Source organism: Halomonas halocynthiae DSM 14573 (assembly GCF_000425725.1).
GTDB classification, from domain to species: Bacteria; Pseudomonadota; Gammaproteobacteria; order Pseudomonadales; family Halomonadaceae; genus Halomonas; species Halomonas halocynthiae.
In genome coordinates, this window is sequence record NZ_KE384439.1 from 1 (window position 1) to 19,739 (window position 19,739).

The following is a 19,739-nucleotide window of genomic DNA, read 5'->3' on the forward strand; positions in this document are numbered from 1 at the left end:
GACAAGCTGGACCTGGCCGACTCTGCCTTGCAGGAAGTGGTGACTCAGGTGGATGGCACCGATGTTAAAACCCTGACCAAGGGCGATAACAAGGCCAACTTCGTATCGGGCAAGAACATCGAGCTCAGTGATGATGGTAAGGGCGGTATTAACGTGGCCACCGCTGATGATGTTGAGTTCACTAACACCACGATCAACAACGATCTGAGTGTGGGTGGCGTGACTAAGCTGGGAGACAACTTCACTGTCAACGCCGACAACAGTGTTGAGTACACCGGTCCGATCAACAAGGACGATCACATCACCAACAAGAAGTACGTTGACAACTCGGTGGCGGGAATTGCCAACAACCCGCTGACCTTTGCTGGCGACACCGGCACCAATGTAGAGCGCAAGCTGGGTGAGACCGTCAATCTGACGGGTGGCGAGGAGGATGAGACCAAGCTCACCGAGGGTAATATCGGTGTGGTAGCCAACGGTGATGATACCTTGGAGGTCAAGCTGGCCAGGAACCTTGACTTGGGCAACAGCGGCAGTGTGATGATGGGTGACACGCTTATCAACAGCGGTGGCTTGACCATTACTGGTGGCCCAAGTATTACCCGGAGCGGCATTGATGCGGGTGGTAAGCAGATCACCAACGTGGGTAGTGGTCTTGGCGGTAAGGCGTATGATGAGATTACCGGTGACGACCTGAACAACGCCGTTAACGTTGGTGACCTTCAGCAAGTTGCTGGTGATATCAACAAAAACGTTGCGGCTGCAAAAACTGAGGTTGTCGAAGGGAAGAACATGTCGGTAACTGAGTCGATCGGTGCTGATGGTCAGACCGTCTACGAAGTTGCTACAGCTGACCAGGTCGAGTTTGATAAGGTTGATGTGGGCTCTGTGACCATCGATAAGGATAACGTTGATGGCGACGGTAACACCAAGATTGCTGGTGTAGGCAAGGGTGATCTCTCTGAAACCAGTACCGATGCTGTCAATGGTAGTCAGCTCTGGGAGATGCAGAACCAGATCACCAATATCGAGGCGGGGAGTAGCAAATACTTCAAGGCCAACTCCAAAGCTGCTGATGCGCGCCCTGTCGGGCAGGAAAGCGTGGCAATGGGGCCACAGAGTGTCGCCCAGGGTAATAACAGCGTCGCCGCTGGTAATGGAGCCATCTCCAAGACCGAGGGTAGCGTGGCGCTGGGTGCAGGCTCTGTCGCTGACCGTGAAGGGATGAACGGTAAGAAAGAAGCCTTCTCGAACACCTCCGTGGCGTCTACTCAGGGTGCGGTTTCCGTGGGCAGCAAAGGCGGTGAGCGTCAGATCACGAATGTGGCTGGTGGTACTCAGAATACTGATGCGGTTAACGTACGCCAGCTGAAGTCTGTTCAAGCGGGGGCGGTTAATTACGACCGTAACGCAGATGGTAGTGTTAACTATGGCTCTGTGACTCTGAATAAAGGAGGAGATGCTGCTCAAATTCATAATGTTGCCGCCGGTACTGCGCCAACAGATGCCGCTAACGTGGGGCAATTGCAGAACCTTAATCAGCGCTTTGTTAATGAGATTAATGGTGTGCATAACCGCATCGATGAAGTTGAGCGTGATGCAAACGCGGGTATTGCTGGGGTAGCCGCGATGGGGAATGCGCCTTATGTTCCAGGCAAATTCACTTACCATGTGGGTGGTGGTTATCATGGCGGTGAGAGTGCAGTAGGTGTCAACCTGCGTCGCACGGCTGATAACGGTCGCTGGAGTCTTACAGCAGGTGCTGCTGGCTCACGAGCTGGTGCCACAATTAGCCTAGGTATTTCAGGGGTGATCGACTAAACCTTTAGGCCCTGGCGGCCTCAGGCGCTGAACTGTTTTCTAGTAAAGCGCCCGGGGCCAACTGGCTGATTCGCGTTAAGTCGTAAAGGTGCGTTCAAGTAATACCCACGCTGGGCCGATAAGACATGAGTGTCTTTCGGCCCAGTTTTATAGGTGTGGTATGGGTAGATTGAGCTTCAGGTGGCAGAGAGGGTAAGGAAGGTAAGAAGAGAAATGAGGAATTGCCTAAGCGATAGAAAGTGCCCGCATCATCCCAGCAATTCAGGGTGATGCGGGCACTTGTGTTGCTGTATTAGCGAGGTGTGACCAGAAGCTAATGGCTTTTTACTGCGCCTGTGTTTCTTGCTGCTCACCTTCCTGAGCGGGTTCTGCTTCAGGTGTTTCAGGCTCGCTGGGTTCCTGAGAGGTTACTGCTTCTTGTTGGGTTGACTCCATGCCCTGGGCATCCGAGCTGGTGCCTGTTAGTAGCTCGATCCGGTCATGTGTCATTACGCACATCACGCCGGCTGAGTTTTCAAAGATCTGATGATTGGTATCACAATAAAGTGCCGCAGTATTTAGCGCATTAAATGCTCGGAGCTGCGGGTTGGGTTCCAAAAGGCGCGCCATGAAAAGCTCTCCTTCTGGACATTCCATGGCTTCTTGGTCTGTAGAGGCGACACACAGTTTTGTCTGGTCTACCGTTTGAAACTGAGGATAATCAGAGAGACAACCGGTCAGAAGAAGAGGGGCGCCAATAAGTAAGGTCGTTAATTTTAGTGTGTGGTTCATGCTGTTATTACCTCAGTATTTTTACGAAGCTTTTTGATTAAAGAGGAACTTGCTACAGCTCTGTTTGATCTGACAAAAACATCACAGCTCTTATGCTTGAAGTTTATCTCTGTAAGTTTCATATGGCCAGAGGTGTGCAGAGAAGAGAGGTTAACTTTGTTTAATTCTTGCGATGTTATGTCGCGTTATAGCAACAAAAGATGCTTGTTGGTGGTTGAGCGTTGCAGGCAGGTTGGCCACAGGAAAGTGACTTTCCAACATGGTTGACGTTGACGTGATTTAACGAGAAAGGAAAGATGGATAAGCCTTAAGGTTTATTGGCACCCCCATCAGGATTCGAACCTGAGACCTTCCCCTTAGGAGGGGGACGCTCTATCCAGCTGAGCTATGGGGGCGCAATGGGCGGCATTATAAGGCGCTGGGCTATCAAGTTAAACCCGTAACGGGTCGGAGAATACATCGAAGACAGGTAGAATGTGCTTTTTCCTGTGATGGATGCGCTATATGTCAGCCCCTGTCAGTCCGCTTTCCTCGGCAGGTGATCGTCATTTTGACGGTCTTGCCGAAAAGTTTGCTACCAGTCTGTATGGAGGCCCGCGCGGGCAGCTAAGGTTGGACTTGCTTAACCGGTTGCTGCCGGAAATGCTGGACCTGCATGGGCAGCCGGTGCTTGACGTTGGGGCTGGGCTTGGACAAGTCAGCGAATGGCTGGCGAGTCGTGGCCACGCGGTAACCTTGAGCGAGCCGTCTGGTGAGATGCTGGCTTTGGCTCGTGAGCACCTGGCCGCTTTTCCGGTAACTTTTTATCAGCAGCCGTTGCAGGCGTTGGGTGATATGGCCCCTGGCCCCTGGCCCCTGGTTTTCTGTCATGCGGTGTTGGAGTGGATGGCTGATCCGCAGGCGGCGCTTGAGATGCTGGCGAGTCTGGTGGCCCCGGGCGGGCAGTTATCGCTGATGGTGTTTAATCGCGATGCGCTGCGTTTTTCTAATGCGGTAAAGGGGAATTTGCGCAAGGTGCTGGATGACCGTCTAGCAGGGCGTGGATTGCGTCAACGACTGACACCAATTTCTCCGCTCACTCATGCGGATATTTCTCAGTGGGGCGAGGCCTGTGGTTTGACGCTTACTGCTGTAGCGGGAGTCCGTATTTTTCACGATTACCTACGTCGCCCGACGGAAACTCAGCAGGACCACGAGGACCTGCTGGAAATCGAGTGGCGCTACTGCCGAGTAGACCCTCATTGGCGCTTGGGGCGCTACCTGCTGTATACCTTTGAACGACCCGCTATTTCTCGTTAGGAGTGTACTGAATGAGTGCCGAAACACCCGTGTGCCAGTTACTTGAGCGTCAGCCAGCGGGCTACCATGGCTGGTTGTGGGTTGCCCCCCCTCAGGACGCGTGGCTGGAGCAGGGTCAAAATATTTTGCTCAGTGCCGATGAAGCCATACTGAATGCGTGGCGTGAGCGAGGGCGGAAAACAGCTTCACCGCTGAACAAAACGCTTGGTGAGTCAGTATTGGCTCCGCCTGGTGTGGTGGTGTTCTGGCCCAAGGCTCATGCGTTGGGTGAGTGGTGGTTACTGTGGTTATGTGCCCACCTCAAACCAGGCACGCCGTTACAGGTAGTAGGCGAGAACCAAGGTGGTATTAAACGGGTGCTCAAAGTACTGGCGGCGCTGGGGCTGGGGTGTCAGCGGTTGGATAACGCACGCCGCTGCAGTTTGTTCGGTTCTGCTCTGGAGCGGGTGGCGTTGGAGCCTGATGCCGTCTGGAAGCATTTCGACGCTGAGGGCCTGACACTGGCCAGCCACCCAGGTGTATTTGGTCACGGAAAGCTGGATGACGGCACGCGCATGTTGTTGGCTCACTTGCCTAACGAGTTGGTTGAGGTAACGTCTAAAGGTTGTGATGTGCTCGATATGGGCTGTGGCGACGGTATTATTGCGACTTGGCTGGCCAAGCGCGGGCATCGCGTGTGTGCAGTTGACGTTAATGGCTTTGCAGTAGAAGCCACTCGGCGTAGTCTGGCCGCCAATGGGCTTGATGGCGAGGTGCTGGCAGGAGATGTTTACTCGTCACTTGGTGAGCGCCGCTTTGATGTGATTGTCAGTAACCCGCCGTTCCACCAGGAGCGAAGTATTGACCATGGGCCAGCGAGTCGCCTGATTCGTGACGCGCCAATGCACCTTCGCTCAGGTGGCTCTCTAATATTGGTGGCTAATGCTTTTTTGCCGTGGCCGAGACTGCTGAGCGAAGCCTTTGGCGACGTTGAGATACTGGCCGATGATCGACGTTATAGAGTGTATCGTGCCATACGGCGCTGACGACCCGCGCCACTTCTGCTGGTTTCGCAAAGCTCAGGTGACGCCGAGACCTGTAAGGGCGGCTAGCGTGCTGCGCAACGGGCGCTGTTAGGCGCTCTTTGTTTAGGCATTCGGTATCTGATAGTTAATGTCGGTAATCAGCCAGGCTTTTCCCCCGCCTGGGGCTGCGACGATGGTTTCGTCATCAAGGCGTTTGCCAAGTAGTGCTTTGGCTAGTGGTGCATCTACACTAATCCAGTGTTTGCTGGTGTCTGTTTCATCGTGGCCGACGATGCGTAAGCGCATTTCCTCACCGCTTTCGTCTTCCAAGGTAACAAAAGCACCGAAGAAGACGCGCTCGGTATCTGCAGGCAGCCGATCAATAATGTGGAGTTCATCCAGCCGCGTGGTCAAGTAGCGAATACGCGCGATGACACGGTGCAGCTCTTTTTTGTTATAGGTGTAATCGGCGTTTTCACTGCGGTCGCCAAGCGCGGCGGCTTCGCCAACCCTGGCCGATAATGCAGGGCGTTTAACGCGTGACAGGTGCTCAAGAATGCCGCGCATACGGGCAGCGCCTTCAGCGGTAATCAGGTTGCTTTTGGGCTCCTGGCGCGGATCTTTAGCAGGGTCACGCCAGCGGGTCATATTGCGGCCTTTCATAAATACCTGCTCTGTTTGGCGGTGATATAAAGCCTAGATGGTAACGCATGGCGAAGGCTGCACCCAGTCGTGTTGATATTGTTGTTGGCGATTCATTCAAACGTTCGTTACATTGAATGTTGGCAACCAACGATGACAATCATAAAAGGACAACATCATGGCTAATATTCGTTCCAGTCTCGGCTCTAAAGCGACTTGTCACGTCTTTCTCAAACCTTTTTCTAGGCATTCTTTTAAAACAGCGGCTAAGACCAAGCCTCAGCGGTTATTGCTCTCTAGTGCGCTGGTTTTAGCATTGGCGCTGTCGCCACTGGTGCTGGCACAGTCGTGGGACGCTTCCTCTTCTGAGCTGCTGAGCCGTTGGGAGCATATCACCACCGCCATGGACAGAAAGGATCGTGAGCAGGCGCTGGAGTCGCTGGCAGCAGAGGCGTCCGCCTTGGTAGAGGCAAACCCAGCTAATAGCGACCTGTTAATTGTTGATGGCATCGTTCAGGCATCGCTAGCTCGTGAAGTGGGTGGCCTTGATGCACTTGGAGCGGCCAAGCATGCCCGTAACGTATTGGAGCGTGCCGTAGAGATTGATGCTGATGGTCATGCAGGTTCAGCTTATGTCACCCTCGGGGCTCTCTATGATCGTGCCCCAGGCTGGCCAGTGGCGTTTGGCGATAGCGAAACGGCTGAACAGATGTTCCAGCGGGCGCTGGAAATTCGCCCTGATGGAATGGACGTTAATTATTACTATGCGGCGTTTTTGGCAGAAGAAGGCCGTAACGCCGAGGCCATTGAGCATGCTCGCCGTGCTGAGCAGGGAGCGCCAAGAGCAGACCGTCAGGCCTCTGATAAGGCACTGAAAAACAAAGCCAGGGTGCTGCGCCAGAAGCTGGGTGGTTAATGTAGTACTTGTTAAGACTGGCGACATCGCGTTGCTGTGTCGATAATGGGGCTCGGCTAATTTCGGCTGAACTTGCCTGAGAGCGGAGCCCCTATGTCAGAAATCGAAGCGATGTTCGCCGCTGATGCAACGGGTCAGCCATCATTTAATGCAGATGATGTTGAAATAGTTGCTCGGCACTGCCTATATCAGGGCTTTTTTCGTCTAGAGAAAATTGAGCTGCGCCACCGCCTGTTCGAGGGCGGTTGGAGTCACGTCATGTCGCGCGAGGTGCATTGCCGACACGATGCAGTTGGTGTGTTGCTGTATGATGTACAGCGCGACGCAGTGGTGTTGGTAGAGCAGTTTCGTCCAGGCGCTTTGGGGGATGAGGCGTCTCCTTGGAAACTGGAAATTGTTGCTGGGCTTGCTGAGCCGGGCGAGAGTGTTGAAGATGTAGCGCGTCGTGAGGCGCAGGAAGAGGCCGGCTGTGATATTGGTGAGCTATTTACGCTTCATCGTTATTATCCCAGCCCTGGTGCCTGTGATGAAGAGGTCACGCTATTGTGTGGCTTGGTGGATAGCCGCGGGCTGGGCGGTGTTCATGGGCTGGCTGAGGAGCATGAAGACATCCGTGTTCATGTGGTTCCCTTTGCTCGGGTTATGGAGTTACTGCATGCAGGGCGTCTTGATAATGCTATGTGTTTGATTAGTCTACTTTGGTTAAATGCCGAGCGGGCATCATTACGGGCTGGGAGGTAAGGTGAGTCGGCGCGCTTATGTGACAGATCTTAAAACGCTGCAGGGCGAATGTGCTGCTAATTATGTGCGGCTAGTGCGCTTGCTGGGTGATGCTGAAGCAGGTGAACGCCGTGAATTTGAGTTAATCAGTCATGGCCGTTCGCTGGGTTTCCTGTGTCTGAAAGTGCAAGAGCGGGCTCCTTATACCACCGTTGTGCGAGTTTTCCAGTCTGACACTCAGGAGCGCGGCTCGTTAGAGGCGTCTCGTGATCGTAGTGCGTTGGAACACGTGATGTCATCGCCACGAATGCAGGTACATTTGTACCATGACGCACGTATGGCTGAGGTAACCGACTTTCAGCGTCAGCGTCATTTTGATGGGCGCTATCGCTATCCAAATGCGCATATGCGCCAGCCTGATGAAAAACTGCAGCTTAATCGTTTTCTCGGCGAGTGGTTAAATCATGGTTTAGCCCATGGGCATGCACTGGCTCTCTCGGAGCTGCGTTGATGCGTGTTATCCAGATTACAGACTGTCATCTTCACGCAGACCCTCAAGCACGTTGTCGTACAGGTGTCGCGTTTCCTCAGCTTGAACTGGTCGTCGCTCGTGCAGCACAGCTGCACCCCGATATGGTGATTGTCAGCGGCGATATCAGCCAGGACCATAGTATTGAATCTTATGCGCTGGCAGAGCAGGCACTGTCGACACTGGGTTGCCCGTGGCACTGGCTCGCAGGTAATCATGATTTACCTAATCTTATGGCGTCAATACGGCCGTTGCCTGGTGAGATTGCAGTGAAACACTGGCGCTTGTTGTTAGCCGATACGCACTGGTCCGGCCAGGCTCGAGGTCGGCTCGGGGAGGCTGAGCTGGCTGCGTTGAGTGCAAAGCTGGCTGAGGATGCTGAGCGCCCAGTGCTGCTTTTTCTGCATCACCCTCCACTAGATGTTGGCTCGGCATGGATGGATGAACTGGGGTTGGTTGACCGCGCGGCTTTGTCTGAGATGTTGTGCGGGCACTTACAAGTGCGCGGGATTGTTTGTGGCCACATACATCAGGCCTTTTTCGGTGAGCTCGGCACATGCCATGGTGCGATTCCGGTATACGGTACGCCCTCAACCAGTGATCAGTTCCTACCCGGCAGCAATATTTTTGCTGTCGATGATGTTTCTCAACCTGGGTTTCGAGTGATTGACCTTAGCGATGACAGCTTTGTTAGTTGGGTAGAAAGGGTTGATCTGTCCGCGTGATTGGCGCTTTCGTGCTCTCAACATGGCCGCATGAGATGGCAAGTCGGCTGAACTATACCCCATGAATCCTCGGCATTGCCGGTGCCATCCAATGCACCGCCATCGACCTTCATTCCCTCAAGAATAGTGATGTTTTCGGCCGGCATGTGGCCATCACGGATCAGAAAAAATGCAGCGGAAAGGCCCGCAATTCCACTACCAACGATAAAAGCATGACGTTTTTCGACACCCTCTGTGGGAAGAGGCCGGTGATTGACATACGTGCCGTGAAGGTCCGCAGGCGGCAGTAACGTATCGCGTCCATTGTGAAGGTGCTGCGTTGATGCATCAGGTGTTACGTTCAGCTTTTGTGTTTTTGACGCGTCGAGGTGGGCTCTCAAAGCAGCAAACGAAGTAGCGCCTGTATTGGTCTTAGTCACCTGGACCTCCTCGGTCATCGTCGACAAGTTACGTTGACTACCCACAGAGAGTATGTCCAATTATTTTACAGATAGTTCATGTTTCCACGGTGTGACGCACACAAGGAAAGTCCGGCTGGTGCGGGCTTATAGATTATTATCGAATCAAAAGAGATTTATTGATTCTTTTATGGAATTATTTGGGTTTGCTAGCCTCGTGTCATTACTGTCACTTTTTCTGCGATGCGAGGTATTTGGGTCATGACCACCCTGCACGTTGCCAGGCAAGCCGATAATCAGGCCGCTACTGCTGATGAGGTTGCCGTCAGGCCACATCGAATGACTCACCTCAAACAGCTTGAGGCTGAGTCTATTCACATCATCCGTGAGGTGGCTGCTCAGTTCAGCAATCCGGTGATGCTGTATTCCGTGGGCAAGGATTCTGCGGTGATGCTGCATTTGGCGCGTAAAGCATTTTATCCTGGTGTGCCGCCATTTCCGCTGATGCATGTGAATACCACCTGGAAATTCCGCGAGATGATTGCGTTTCGCGACCGCATGGTGGCGGAGACCGGAATGGAGTTGATTGAACACATCAATCAGGAGGGCGTGGCCGCAGGTATCAATCCTTTTGATCATGGTAGCGCCAAGTATACCGATGTGATGAAAACCGCTGGGCTCAAGCAGGCGCTGGATAAGCACGGCTTCGATGCCGCCTTTGGTGGTGCTCGGCGTGACGAGGAGGCCAGCCGTGCCAAAGAGCGAGTATTTTCTTTCCGTGACAAACACCATCACTGGGAACCGAAGTCTCAGCGCCCAGAGTTATGGAATTTTTATAACACGCGGATCAATAAAGGCGAGTCGATACGCGTGTTTCCCTTGTCGAATTGGACTGAGTTAGATATTTGGCAGTACATCTACCTGGAGTCCATTCCTATTGTGCCGCTATACTACGCCGCACCTCGGCCGGTAGTACAGCGTGATGGTCTTGACATCATGGTCGATGATGAGCGTTTTCCGTTACATGACGGCGAGGTGCCGGAAGAAAAGTGGGTGCGCTTCCGTACGCTGGGCTGTTATCCGCTGACGGGTGCGGTAGCGTCTCGAGCGCAGACGCTGCCCGAAATTATCCAAGAGATGCTGTTGACCCGGACCAGTGAGCGCAGCGGCCGTGCCATTGATCATGATGGTGCGGGTTCGATGGAGAAGAAAAAACGCGAAGGCTATTTCTGAGGGGCAGCACCATGTCACACCAATCAACACGTGTCGCTGAGGATATTGAACAGTACCTCCGTGAGCATGAAAGCAAGGATTTGTTGCGGTTCATTACCTGCGGCAATGTCGATGACGGTAAGTCCACCTTGATTGGGCGGTTATTGCACGATTCGAAAGGCATTTTTGAGGATCAGCTGGCGGCAGTTACACAGGCTTCCAAGACTAGTGGCACTACCGGTGAGGATGTCGACCTGGCGCTGTTGGTGGATGGTTTACAGTCTGAGCGTGAGCAAGGCATTACTATTGATGTCGCCTACCGTTTTTTCTCTACTGAGCGGCGTAAGTTCATCATTGCAGATACGCCAGGCCATGAACAATACACTCGCAATATGGCCACGGGGGCATCTAATGCGGGATTGGCGATTATTTTGGTTGATGCACGTCATGGTGTGCAGAACCAAACCCGTCGTCATAGCTTCATCTGTGATCTGTTGGGTATCCAGCACCTGGTGGTAGCGGTCAACAAGATGGACTTGGTTGATTACTCTGAGTCGCGTTTTCGCGAAATTGTCGATGAGTATCAGGAGCTTTCTGAGAAGCTTAGTGCCAGTGATATTCGCTTTGTGCCGCTATCCGCGCTAAAAGGCGATAACGTGGTCAGCCGTAGCGAACGGATGGACTGGTATCGAGATGAAAATGGCCTGCCTGGGCCAACGCTGTTGACGACTCTGGAAAGCGTGACAGTTGAGCATGACCAGAACTTGCGAGATCTGCGCCTACCCGTGCAGTACGTCAATCGTCCGCATCATGAGTTTCGCGGCTATTGTGGCACCTTGGCTGCCGGGGTGTTAACGCCAGGTCAGCGTATTCGTGTCTTGCCGTCAGGCCATATCTCACGTGTCGCACGTATTATTACGTTTGATGGCGATCTGGATGCGGCTTATCCGGGGCAGGCCGTCACGGTCACCCTTGATGATGAGCTGGATATTTCACGTGGTGACTGGATTGTCGCTGAGCAAGATCAGGTCACTATGGCTTCACGCTTTGACGCTGATATTGTGTGGATGAGTGAGACGCTGCTGGAGCCGGGCAGGGCGATAGATATTGTGTTGGGTAATCAGAGCGCATCGGGCCAGGTAACGGACATCGTTTACCAGGTAGACGTCAACCGCCTTGAGCAGTTACCCGCAGAGCACCTTGCGTTGAACAGTATTGCGCGTTGCCGCGTGGCGCTAACTCGTGATGTTGCTGTGGACTGTTACGGGCATAGCCCAGGCACGGGTGGTTTCATTCTTGTCGACCGGCTGACTAATCGTACTGTGGGTGCTGGCATGGTTCGTTATATCCGTGACGCTAACAGCGCCGCTGAGCAGCCGCAGAGACAGAGTGTTGAGGCAGTCGATTGGGTGGGATTTGAAATTGAGCTGAATGCACTCGTACGGCGCTACTTTCCGCACTGGCAAGCGAAGGATGTTCGTGATTTGCTTAAATAAACTATGTTGATGTTGTTAGTAAACAGCCCAGAGCTTTATAGGCTCTGGGCTGTTTCAGTTGTGCACTCAGCGGTACTCGGCTGACTTTTTTGGTGTCAGCTGAACGGTGTTAACACAGGGCGTCGAGCTTCTGCTTGAGCAACGTATTAACTTGCTGCGGGTTGGCGGTTCCGCGAGAGGCTTTCATTGTTTGGCCGACGAAGTAGCCAATCATCTTTCCGCGCTTGTCTGGCTCTGCATCGCGGTACTGGGCGACTTGAGCGGGACTGTCGCTGATGACCTGGTCGATCATCGCCTCAATGGCGCCTGTGTCGGTGACCTGCTTGAGACCACGAGCGTCAATGATGGCATCAGCGCTATTGTTGGCTGAATCACCCTCGCCATTCCACATGGCCTGGAAGACTTGCTTGGCCGCTTTGCCATTAATGGTGTCGTCTATTACACGCACCAGCAACCCCCCCAGCTGCTGAGCCGATACAGGGCTGTTTTCAATGCTTAAGCCCTCACGGTTCAGTGCGCCAGATAGCTCGCCTTGCACCCAGTTGGCAGCTTGCTTCGCATCGCCGCAAATTGCCATAACCTCTTCGAAGAAGTCTGCGGTAGCACGGTTGGCTGAAAGCACACCCGCATCATAGGCAGACAGCCCTAATGCACTTTCGAAGCGTGCTCGTTTTTCGGCGGGCAACTCGGGTAGCGCATCGCGAAGCTGCTCTACATAGGTAGGGTCAAGTACGATGGGCAGTAAGTCGGGGCAGGGGAAGTAGCGATAATCGTTGGCCTCTTCCTTGGTGCGCATGCTACGCGTTTCGTCAGCGTCGGGGTCATACAGGCGAGTTTCCTGAACGACTTTGCCACCATCTTCGATCAGTTCGATCTGGCGTTCTACCTCATAGGCAATCGCGCGTTCCACGAAGCGAAACGAGTTGACGTTTTTAATTTCGGCGCGAGTGCCAAATTCGGCTTGTCCTTTAGGACGCACTGACACATTAACATCGCAGCGCATGGAGCCTTCGGCCATGTTGCCATCAGAAATGCCTAAATAGGTAACAATCGCGTGGATAGCACGAAGATAGGCAACGGCCTGTTTGGCGTTGCGCATGTCTGGCTCAGAGACGATTTCCAGCAGTGGCGTGCCAGCACGGTTCAGGTCGATGCCGGTCATGCCATGATAGTCTTCGTGCAGTGATTTACCGGCATCTTCTTCAAGGTGAGCATGGTGCACGCGAATACGCTGAGTGCTGCCATCATCAAGGCTGATTTCGACCTCGCCCGGCCCGACAATGGGGTAGTACATCTGGCTGGTCTGGTAGCCCTTGGGGAGGTCTGGGTAGAAGTAGTTCTTACGATCAAATACCGAAACTTCAGGAATTTCTGCATTGATGCCCAAGCCAAATTGAACAGCCATGCTGACGGCTTGTTCGTTAAGCACCGGCAAGGTGCCAGGCATGGCCAGGTCAACGGCACTGGCCTGGGAGTTAGGCTCGGCACCAAAGTCAGTAGATGAGCCAGAGAATATCTTAGACTGGGTGGCCAGTTGGACATGCACTTCTAGGCCAATCACGGTTTCCCATTGCATCAGATGGTCTCCTCGGCAAAAGCGGGACGGCGCAGGTGCCAGTCGGTCGCCTGCTGGAACTGGTGAGCCACGTTGAGTAGCTGAGCCTCAGAAAAGTGTGCGCCAAGCAGCTGTAGGCCAATGGGGCGCTCGCCATCAAAGCCGGCAGGTACGCTCATGGCTGTGATGCCGGCCAGGTTGCAGGGAATGGTATAGACGTCCTGCAGGTACATGGCCACTGGGTCCATGTGTGCCCCTAGGTCAAACGCTGGAGTCGGCGAGGTGGGACCCATCAGTACATCGACCTCCTTGAACGCGTCGATGAAGTCTTGCTGGATCAGTCGGCGCACCCGCTGAGCCTTGGTAAAGTAGGCATCAAAGAAGCCTTCAGACAAGGTGTGGGTACCGATCAGAATGCGTCGTTTTACCTCGCTGCCGAAACCTTCACCACGGCTGCGCTTGTAAAGGTCTTCGAGGTCGGCCGGGCTTTGGCAGCGATGCCCGAAGCGTACACCGTCATAGCGTGACAGGTTGGCAGAGGCTTCGGCTGAGGCAATCACATAGTACGTGGGAACCGCGTAGTGAGTGTGTGGCAGGCTAACGTCGATGACGCTGGCCCCCAGTGACTCATAAACGCGTACTGCTTCACGTACAGCGCTTTCTACTTCAGCCGACAGGCCTTCGCCAAAATACTCTTTCGGCAGTCCGATTTTGAGGCCGCGAAGTGGCTTGTCCAGTTCGGCGCTGTAGTCAGGAACCTGACGGGTGACGCTGGTGGAGTCGCGCGAGTCATGGCCGGCAATGGCATTCATCAACAAGGCGCAGTCTGCGGCAGTGCGCGCCATTGGGCCGACCTGATCAAAGCTTGATGCATAAGCAATGATGCCGTAGCGCGAGACGCGGCCATATGTCGGTTTAAGGCCAGTAATACCGCAGAAAGCTGCGGGCTGGCGGATTGAGCCTCCCGTATCGCTGCCCAGTGCGGCGGGAATCAAGCCAGCCGCCACGGCTGCAGCACTGCCACCGGAGCTTCCGCCGGGCACAGCGGTTAGATCCCAAGGGTTTTTTACCGGCCCATAGAAACTTGACTCGCTGGATGAGCCCATGGCGAATTCGTCAAGGTTGGTTTTGCCCAGATTGACGGTGCCTGCTGCATTGAGATGTTGAACAATGGTGGCATCATAGGGCGAAATGAAGTTGTCTAGCATGCGAGATCCGCAGCTAGTCTTCGTACCTTGCGTGCAGATATTGTCCTTGAGGGCGATGGGCAAACCGGCCAGCTGGCCTGCAGTGCCAGCGGCTCGGGCTGTATCGGCCTGCTGTGCGCTATGGCGCGCGTTATCACCGGTCACGCTGATAAAGCTATTGAGTGATGGGTCGAGGCGCTCAATACGCTTAAGTAAGTGCTCGGTCAGCTCGTGGCTGGAATATTTGCCTGCCGTAAGGTCGGCGGCGATCTCGGTCAGAGTCTTGTCATGCATGGGCTCGGGGCTCCGTGATGGGGTCCTGTAACGTTGGCGTAAGCCATTGTTATTCGACGACCCGAGGGACCAGATAAAGGCCATCTTCGACAGCGGGTGCGCACTGCTGTAGCTGTTCGCGCTGATCGCTTTCGCTGACATCGTCGGCGCGCAGTGGCTGCGTGGCATCCAGCGGGTGCGCCATGGGTGCTATGCCATCAGTGTTTAAGCTTTGCAGCTGGTCGACCATGTCAAGAATACGCGCCAGATCATCAACATAGCCGCTAGTTTCGCTTTCGCTTAGGCCAAGCCGGGCCAAGTGAGCCGCCCGAAGAACGTCTGTTTGCTCAAGCGCCATGATCGGATGTCCTCGATGGGTAAGGAAAATGAAATAATACAGAACGAGATAATGCAAAGGCGCTAGAATCTATCATATCTAAGGGCTTTCTGGCAGAGACCTGACGCATCTTTGCGAGGTATCTGGCTTGCCGTAAGAGGGGTGCGGTGGTACCGTTCGCATCGAAATAGGGTTCTCTGTCAGCACTAGGTAGCGACTTCATGTTCAAACGTTTGAGGGGGCTGTTTTCCAGCGATCTGGCGATCGACCTGGGGACAGCGAACACGCTGATATACGTGCGTGGGCGCGGTATTGTGCTAGATGAGCCGTCTGTCGTGGCGATTCGTCAAGATCGTAATTCGACCAGCGTAGCCGCCGTAGGTATTGAAGCAAAGCGCATGCTGGGGCGTACGCCGGGCAATATCACTGCGATTCGTCCGATGAAAGATGGCGTAATTGCCAACTTTACCGCCACAGAGCAAATGCTCCAGTATTTTATCCGCAAAGTGCATCAGAGCACGTTGTTGACGCCCAGTCCTCGTGTGCTGGTGTGTGTGCCGGGTATGGCCACACAGGTTGAGCGCCGCGCTATCAAAGAGTCGGCAGAGCATGCTGGCGCCCGAGAAGTGTCGCTGATCGTTGAGCCGATGGCTGCTGCAATTGGCGCGGGGTTGCCAGTCGGCGAACCTCAAGGCTCGATGGTGCTGGATATCGGCGGTGGTACCAGCGAGATTGCTATTATCTCGCTCAACGGCGTGGTCTATTCGCAGTCGATACGCGTTGGTGGCGATCGCTTTGATGAAGCCATCATTTCTTATGTGCGTCGCCACTATGGCAGCTTGATTGGTGAAGCCACGGCTGAGCGCATCAAGGAAGAAGTGGGTAGTGCCTATCCGGGGAGTGAGCTGCGTGAAATTGATGTTCGCGGACGCAATCTGGCCGAAGGGATTCCGCGTAGCTTTACGCTGAACTCTCATGAGATTCTCGATGCTTTACAAGAATCGCTGAGTGCCATTCTTGCTGCGGTCAAAAATACATTGGAACAGGCGCCGCCAGAACTTGCTTCTGATATCGCCGAGCGTGGGCTGGTGTTGACCGGCGGTGGTGCATTGTTGCGTGACTTGGACAAGCTGATTGCCGAGGAAACTGGCCTGCCGGTGGTGGTGGCTGATGATCCGTTGACCTGTGTCGCCCGTGGCGGTGGTAAGGCGCTAGAGTTGATTGGTCAGAACGCTTTCGATTTGTTGTCCAGCGACTGATTATTACCGTTCGCTAGACATCAGCGCCAAGGGGAGAAAGCGCTATCAAGCCGTTGTTCACCCACGACTCGCTTCCGCTGTACCGTATGCTGTTGTGTGTGCTGATCGCCTCATTACTGATGTTTGGCGATCTGCGCTACTCCCGCATGGAAGATTTTCGTGAGCGATTGACAACCGTGGTGGCGCCCATTCAGTGGCTTGTCAGCTTACCCAGTAGTGTGCTGGACTGGGCCACGCTGGCGCTTTCTGACCAGCGCCGCCTGCTGGAAGAAAACCGCCAGCTACGCGAGCAGGTGCTAGGGCTTTCGCACCGTGTGCAGCGCATGAATAGCCTGATGGCTGAGAACATTCGTTTGCGTGAGTTGCTCGATGCCTCGCCCGAGGCCGATATTGCTTATATCACCGCTGAACTCTTATCGCTGGACCCAGACCCCTATACTCACCGCATGGTTATCGACCGTGGACGCCGCGATGGTGTTTACCCAGGCCAGCCGGTCATGGATGCTAGCGGGCTAGTCGGCCAAGTGACCGATGTGTCAACCTATGCCAGCCGCATGCTATTGGTAAGCGATGCCAGCCATGCGCTGCCTGTGCAGGTTAACCGAAATGGTCTGCGCTTCATTATTCAGGGTACTGGGCAGTATGGTGAGTTATCGTTGCTGCATGTGTCGAACACGGATGATGTTCGTCAGGGCGACCTGCTGATGACCTCGGGGATGGCTGGACGCTTTCCGTCTGGCTATCCAGTGGCCCGGGTAACGAGCGTGACTCATGACCCAGGGCAACCTTTTGCTCAAGTTATTGCCGCTCCTGTTGCCAAGCTGCAGCGCTCACGGCACTTCATGTTGTTATTTCCGCCAGAGAAGTCGGCTGTGCCAGGGCGCGGTGGCTGGGCGGAGATGTTGTCTCCAGAAGCACTGGACGCAGCGCTTGAGCTGAACCGGCTGATTCAGGAGGCCGCTGAATGGCAAGAGTAAGTGCACTTGGCATGGTAGGCATTTGGTTCAGTTTGTTTTTGGCACTTTGCTTACAAGTGATGCCGCTGGCCGATGAGTGGCAGATCTGGCGGCCTGACTGGCTGGGCTTAATGTTGGTTTACTGGTGTATGCAGGCACCGGACCGAGTCGGAGTATTCCACGGGTTTGTGTTAGGCGTCTTGCTCGACCTGATTGAGGGCGCCCCACTGGGGCAGAGTGCGTTGCTGCTGTCGCTACTGGCTTTTCTTGCTGCGCTGATTTACTCACGTTTCCGCCATTACTCCATGCTGCAGCAAGCCATCATGATACTGGTTCTACTGGGTACTGTTCAGCTGTTGGAGCAATGGCTGCGTACCTTGGTCGGCCCTTTTTCAATACACCTTTCTTTTCTCTTGCCGTCGCTAATTAGTGCTCTGCTGTGGCCTTGGTTATCAACGCTGATGCGGGCTTTGCGCCGCTTGCCTGGTAACGCCTAAATTTTCTTGGAGGTGACATGAGTGGCCCTCGACTGTGTCTGGCTTCGGCCTCCCCGCGCCGCTTGGAACTACTGGCTTCGATAGGGCTGGATGTTATCACTCATGTGGCGGATATCGACGAGACGCCATGGCCGGATGAGTCTCCTGACGCATTGGTTGTGCGCTTGGCTGAGGCCAAGGTAGCGGCTGTATCAACCAATAGAAGGGTAGCCGGTGAAGAAGCGTTGCTGCCAGTGCTGGGAGCCGATACGGTAGTTGTTTGCGACGAACAGATTTTTGGCAAGCCGCGTGACCAGGCTGAAGGGGCTTGGATGCTGCGCCAGTTGTCGGGACGGCGGCACCAGGTGATTACCGGTGTGGCTGTCAGTGGGCCGCAGGGTTTGCTGTCGCTAAGCGTGACGACACACATCACCTTGCGGCAGCTTGCTGATGATGAAATCTCCTCGTACTGGGCGACGGGAGAGCCGCGGGACAAAGCCGGGGGCTTTGCCATTCAGGGGCGTGGTGCGCTGTTTGTTTCCCACTTGGAGGGGAGTTATTCGGCGGTTGTGGGGTTACCACTGTTTGAAACGGCTCAGCTATTGTCACATCAAGGTGTTGCGTTATGGGCATAGGCATGGGCATTGCAGCAAGCTATGCCATAATGGTTTTCATTTGTTCTGGACAAGGAATGCTGCATGAGTGGTGAAGTACTCATCAATCTGACGCCCATGGAGACTCGCGTTGCGGTGGTCGAAAATGGTGTGCTGCAGGAAGCTTTGATTGAGCGGTCCTGGCGGCGCGGCATTGTTGGCAATATTTACAAAGGCCGTGTAGTACGCGTTCTGCCTGGTATGCAGGCGGCCTTTGTTGATATTGGCCTTGATCGTGCGGCATTCATTCACGCTCAGGAGGTCGCTCCGCAAGGCGCACTCAGCGATGAACAAAGCTCTATTTCTTACCTGCTGCACGAAGGGCAAGCGCTGGTTGTGCAGGCGAGTAAGGACGCAATCGGTTCAAAAGGTGCACGCCTGACCACTCACTTGTCGGTACCTTCTCGTTATCTGGTGTATATGCCAGACTCGCCCAACAACGGTGTTTCTCAACGTATCGAAGATGAAGCAGAGCGAGAGCGGCTACGTCAGTTAGTGGATGCGGCGAGTGCAGAGCAGAGCATTGATGTTAGTGGTGGGTTTATTGTGCGAACCGCTGCTGAAGGCGTTAGCCTGGAAGAAATTTCCAGTGATATGCATTTCTTACTACGGCTGTGGCGTAAGATCAGTGAGCGCAAGGTTACGGCAGCAGCACCCAGTGTTATCTATGATGATTTGCCGTTGTTTATCCGTACCCTGCGTGACGTGATGCGCGATGGTATTGAAAAAGTGCGGATTGATTCACGCGAAAATTACATCAAATTGGTTAAATTTGCTGAAGAGTTCATGCCAGCAGCCGTTGGGCGTATTGAGCATTATTCTGGGGAGCGTCCGATATTTGATCTGTTCAGTGTTGAAGATGAAATCCAAAAGGCACTAGGGCGCAAGGTTCAATTGAAGTCAGGCGGCTACTTGGTTATCGACCCGACTGAAGCGATGACCACCATTGATGTTAATACCGGTGGTTATGTGGGGCACCGTAACCTTGAAGAAACCATTTTCAAAACTAATCTGGAGGCAGCCACGGCGATTGCTCGGCAGCTACAGCTGAGAAATCTTGGCGGCATCATCATTATCGATTTCATCGATATGAGTGATATTGAGCATCAGCGGCAAGTGCTTCGTGTGTTAGATAAATCGCTAGAGCGGGATCATGCCAAAACGAAAAGCACCGGGTTTACTGAGCTGGGTCTGGTGCAAGTTACACGTAAACGAACGCGAGAGAGTCTTGAGCAGACGTTATGTGAGGCTTGCCCGTCGTGCCAGGGGCGAGGTTCGTTAAAAACGCCAGAGTCGGTGTGCTATGAAATATTTCGTGAGATTTTACGCGAAGAGCGGGCCTACAGTGCTGAAACTTACGTGGTGCTGGCGTCTCAAGCGGTTGTTGACCGTTTGCTGGATGAAGAGTCTGCCGCGGTAGCTGATCTGGAAGAATTTATTGGTAAGCCCATACGTTTTCAGGTTGAGGCCCACTACTCTCAGGAGCAGTACGATATTGTACTGATGTAAC

General features: G+C 54.0%; 20 protein-coding genes and 1 tRNA gene. 14 read left to right on the plus strand and 7 right to left on the minus strand.

From position 1 onward, the window contains the following. A partial coding sequence (locus H616_RS15545) for a YadA-like family protein (RefSeq protein WP_027966464.1) occupies nt 1–1,821 on the plus strand: 1,821 nt, incomplete at its 5' end. A 324-nt stretch (nt 1,822–2,145) separates the two neighbouring features. Here the strand turns inward: H616_RS15545 and H616_RS0105530 are convergent. Further along, nucleotides 2,146–2,430 carry a hypothetical protein gene (locus H616_RS0105530; protein WP_027966465.1) on the minus strand — a complete coding sequence of 95 codons (285 nt, stop codon included), beginning with the start codon at nt 2,428–2,430 and terminating at the stop codon, nt 2,146–2,148. A 480-nt stretch (nt 2,431–2,910) separates the two neighbouring features. Next, nucleotides 2,911–2,987 (minus strand) — tRNA-Arg (locus tag H616_RS0105535). A gap of 109 nt (nt 2,988–3,096) precedes the next feature. Between H616_RS0105535 and H616_RS0105540 the strand changes: the two genes are divergently transcribed. Both H616_RS0105540 and H616_RS0105545 read left to right on the plus strand, forming a co-directional pair. Then, complete coding sequence (locus H616_RS0105540) at nt 3,097–3,891, plus strand: methyltransferase domain-containing protein (RefSeq protein WP_156906427.1); 795 nt, start codon at nt 3,097–3,099, stop codon at nt 3,889–3,891. Nucleotides 3,892–3,902: 11 nt separating this feature from the next. Next, nucleotides 3,903–4,916, plus strand: coding sequence for a methyltransferase (locus H616_RS0105545; RefSeq protein WP_027966467.1), 1,014 nt, complete (start codon nt 3,903–3,905; stop codon nt 4,914–4,916). A 102-nt stretch (nt 4,917–5,018) separates the two neighbouring features. Here H616_RS0105545 and greB read toward each other — a convergent pair whose 3' ends face one another. Further along, a complete protein-coding gene (gene greB / locus H616_RS0105550) occupies nt 5,019–5,558 on the minus strand; it encodes a transcription elongation factor GreB (RefSeq protein ID WP_084155737.1) in 540 nt (179 codons plus the stop codon). A 157-nt stretch (nt 5,559–5,715) separates the two neighbouring features. On the opposite strand from greB, the gene H616_RS0105555 reads away from it, so the two are divergent. From H616_RS0105555 to H616_RS0105570, 4 genes are all read left to right on the plus strand, one after another. After that, nucleotides 5,716–6,453, plus strand: a complete 738-nt coding sequence (locus H616_RS0105555) for a tetratricopeptide repeat protein (protein ID WP_240470538.1) — start codon at nt 5,716–5,718, stop codon at nt 6,451–6,453. A 93-nt stretch (nt 6,454–6,546) separates the two neighbouring features. Further along, nucleotides 6,547–7,194 (plus strand): NUDIX domain-containing protein, encoded by a 648-nt coding sequence (locus H616_RS0105560; RefSeq protein WP_027966470.1) that lies wholly within the window; start codon nt 6,547–6,549, stop codon nt 7,192–7,194. 1 nt (nt 7,195) lies between these two features. Next, the gene (locus H616_RS0105565) at nt 7,196–7,684 is read left to right on the plus strand and encodes a DUF1249 domain-containing protein (RefSeq protein ID WP_027966471.1); all 489 of its coding nucleotides are present in this window, start codon (nt 7,196–7,198) and stop codon (nt 7,682–7,684) included. Next, the gene (locus tag H616_RS0105570; RefSeq protein WP_027966472.1) at nt 7,684–8,427 is read left to right on the plus strand and encodes a metallophosphoesterase; all 744 of its coding nucleotides are present in this window, start codon (nt 7,684–7,686) and stop codon (nt 8,425–8,427) included. The genes H616_RS0105565 and H616_RS0105570 overlap by 1 nt, the downstream gene beginning before the upstream one ends. A 17-nt stretch (nt 8,428–8,444) precedes the next feature. Here H616_RS0105570 and H616_RS0105575 read toward each other — a convergent pair whose 3' ends face one another. After that, nucleotides 8,445–8,846 (minus strand): oleate hydratase, encoded by a 402-nt coding sequence (locus tag H616_RS0105575; protein WP_027966473.1) that lies wholly within the window; start codon nt 8,844–8,846, stop codon nt 8,445–8,447. A gap of 240 nt (nt 8,847–9,086) precedes the next feature. Between H616_RS0105575 and cysD the strand changes: the two genes are divergently transcribed. Together cysD and cysN are read left to right on the plus strand one after the other, a co-directional pair. Then, on the plus strand, nt 9,087–10,058 hold the full coding sequence (cysD, locus tag H616_RS0105580; protein ID WP_084155740.1) for a sulfate adenylyltransferase subunit CysD: 972 nt from the start codon (nt 9,087–9,089) through the stop codon (nt 10,056–10,058). An 11-nt stretch (nt 10,059–10,069) separates the two neighbouring features. Then, a complete protein-coding gene (gene cysN, locus H616_RS0105585; RefSeq protein WP_027966475.1) occupies nt 10,070–11,533 on the plus strand; it encodes a sulfate adenylyltransferase subunit CysN in 1,464 nt (487 codons plus the stop codon). 109 nt (nt 11,534–11,642) lie between these two features. On the opposite strand, the gene gatB is transcribed toward cysN, so the two are convergent. Genes gatB through gatC form a run of 3 tightly spaced genes read right to left on the minus strand, consistent with a single transcriptional unit; the run spans nt 11,643 to nt 14,906 of the window. Beyond that, nucleotides 11,643–13,109: an Asp-tRNA(Asn)/Glu-tRNA(Gln) amidotransferase subunit GatB gene (gene gatB / locus H616_RS0105590; RefSeq protein ID WP_027966476.1), complete on the minus strand. Its 1,467-nt coding sequence runs from the start codon at nt 13,107–13,109 to the stop codon at nt 11,643–11,645. Beyond that, complete coding sequence (gene gatA / locus H616_RS0105595; protein WP_027966477.1) at nt 13,109–14,569, minus strand: Asp-tRNA(Asn)/Glu-tRNA(Gln) amidotransferase subunit GatA; 1,461 nt, start codon at nt 14,567–14,569, stop codon at nt 13,109–13,111. The genes gatB and gatA overlap by 1 nt, the downstream gene beginning before the upstream one ends. Nucleotides 14,570–14,618: 49 nt before the next feature. Beyond that, nucleotides 14,619–14,906 (minus strand): Asp-tRNA(Asn)/Glu-tRNA(Gln) amidotransferase subunit GatC, encoded by a 288-nt coding sequence (gene gatC / locus H616_RS0105600; RefSeq protein ID WP_027966478.1) that lies wholly within the window; start codon nt 14,904–14,906, stop codon nt 14,619–14,621. Between the two features lie 200 nt (nt 14,907–15,106). Between gatC and H616_RS0105605 the strand changes: the two genes are divergently transcribed. The 5 genes from H616_RS0105605 (at nt 15,107) to rng (ending at nt 19,738) form a co-directional block, all read left to right on the plus strand. Then, nucleotides 15,107–16,144, plus strand: a complete 1,038-nt coding sequence (locus H616_RS0105605; protein WP_027966479.1) for a rod shape-determining protein — start codon at nt 15,107–15,109, stop codon at nt 16,142–16,144. An 86-nt stretch (nt 16,145–16,230) separates the two neighbouring features. After that, the gene (gene mreC / locus H616_RS0105610) at nt 16,231–17,121 is read left to right on the plus strand and encodes a rod shape-determining protein MreC (RefSeq protein ID WP_051234134.1); all 891 of its coding nucleotides are present in this window, start codon (nt 16,231–16,233) and stop codon (nt 17,119–17,121) included. Next, nucleotides 17,109–17,597: a rod shape-determining protein MreD gene (mreD, locus tag H616_RS0105615; RefSeq protein ID WP_027966481.1), complete on the plus strand. Its 489-nt coding sequence runs from the start codon at nt 17,109–17,111 to the stop codon at nt 17,595–17,597. Before mreC ends, mreD begins: the two co-directional genes overlap by 13 nt. A 17-nt stretch (nt 17,598–17,614) precedes the next feature. Further along, on the plus strand, nt 17,615–18,211 hold the full coding sequence (locus H616_RS0105620; RefSeq protein ID WP_027966482.1) for a Maf family protein: 597 nt from the start codon (nt 17,615–17,617) through the stop codon (nt 18,209–18,211). Nucleotides 18,212–18,274: 63 nt separating this feature from the next. After that, nucleotides 18,275–19,738, plus strand: coding sequence for a ribonuclease G (gene rng, locus H616_RS0105625; RefSeq protein WP_027966483.1), 1,464 nt, complete (start codon nt 18,275–18,277; stop codon nt 19,736–19,738). Nucleotide 19,739 lies beyond the last annotated feature (1 nt).

What these genes read in the sequence shown, in the direction of transcription:
- H616_RS0105605 (WP_027966479.1), top strand. Translation starts at nt 15,107, where the DNA reads ATGTTCAAACGTTTGAGGGGGCTGTTTTCCAGCGATCTGGCGATCGAC.
- gatA (WP_027966477.1), bottom strand. Translation starts at nt 14,569, where the DNA reads ATGCATGACAAGACTCTGACCGAGATCGCCGCCGACCTTACGGCAGGC.
- H616_RS0105545 (WP_027966467.1), top strand. Translation starts at nt 3,903, where the DNA reads ATGAGTGCCGAAACACCCGTGTGCCAGTTACTTGAGCGTCAGCCAGCG.
- cysD (WP_084155740.1), top strand. Translation starts at nt 9,087, where the DNA reads ATGACCACCCTGCACGTTGCCAGGCAAGCCGATAATCAGGCCGCTACT.
- rng (WP_027966483.1), top strand. Translation starts at nt 18,275, where the DNA reads ATGAGTGGTGAAGTACTCATCAATCTGACGCCCATGGAGACTCGCGTT.
- gatC (WP_027966478.1), bottom strand. Translation starts at nt 14,906, where the DNA reads ATGGCGCTTGAGCAAACAGACGTTCTTCGGGCGGCTCACTTGGCCCGG.
- H616_RS0105555 (WP_240470538.1), top strand. Translation starts at nt 5,716, where the DNA reads ATGGCTAATATTCGTTCCAGTCTCGGCTCTAAAGCGACTTGTCACGTC.
- H616_RS0105560 (WP_027966470.1), top strand. Translation starts at nt 6,547, where the DNA reads ATGTCAGAAATCGAAGCGATGTTCGCCGCTGATGCAACGGGTCAGCCA.
- H616_RS0105620 (WP_027966482.1), top strand. Translation starts at nt 17,615, where the DNA reads ATGAGTGGCCCTCGACTGTGTCTGGCTTCGGCCTCCCCGCGCCGCTTG.
- cysN (WP_027966475.1), top strand. Translation starts at nt 10,070, where the DNA reads ATGTCACACCAATCAACACGTGTCGCTGAGGATATTGAACAGTACCTC.
- gatB (WP_027966476.1), bottom strand. Translation starts at nt 13,109, where the DNA reads ATGCAATGGGAAACCGTGATTGGCCTAGAAGTGCATGTCCAACTGGCC.
- mreC (WP_051234134.1), top strand. Translation starts at nt 16,231, where the DNA reads ATGCTGTTGTGTGTGCTGATCGCCTCATTACTGATGTTTGGCGATCTG.
- H616_RS0105570 (WP_027966472.1), top strand. Translation starts at nt 7,684, where the DNA reads ATGCGTGTTATCCAGATTACAGACTGTCATCTTCACGCAGACCCTCAA.
- H616_RS0105540 (WP_156906427.1), top strand. Translation starts at nt 3,097, where the DNA reads ATGTCAGCCCCTGTCAGTCCGCTTTCCTCGGCAGGTGATCGTCATTTT.
- greB (WP_084155737.1), bottom strand. Translation starts at nt 5,558, where the DNA reads ATGAAAGGCCGCAATATGACCCGCTGGCGTGACCCTGCTAAAGATCCG.
- H616_RS0105530 (WP_027966465.1), bottom strand. Translation starts at nt 2,430, where the DNA reads ATGGCGCGCCTTTTGGAACCCAACCCGCAGCTCCGAGCATTTAATGCG.
- mreD (WP_027966481.1), top strand. Translation starts at nt 17,109, where the DNA reads ATGGCAAGAGTAAGTGCACTTGGCATGGTAGGCATTTGGTTCAGTTTG.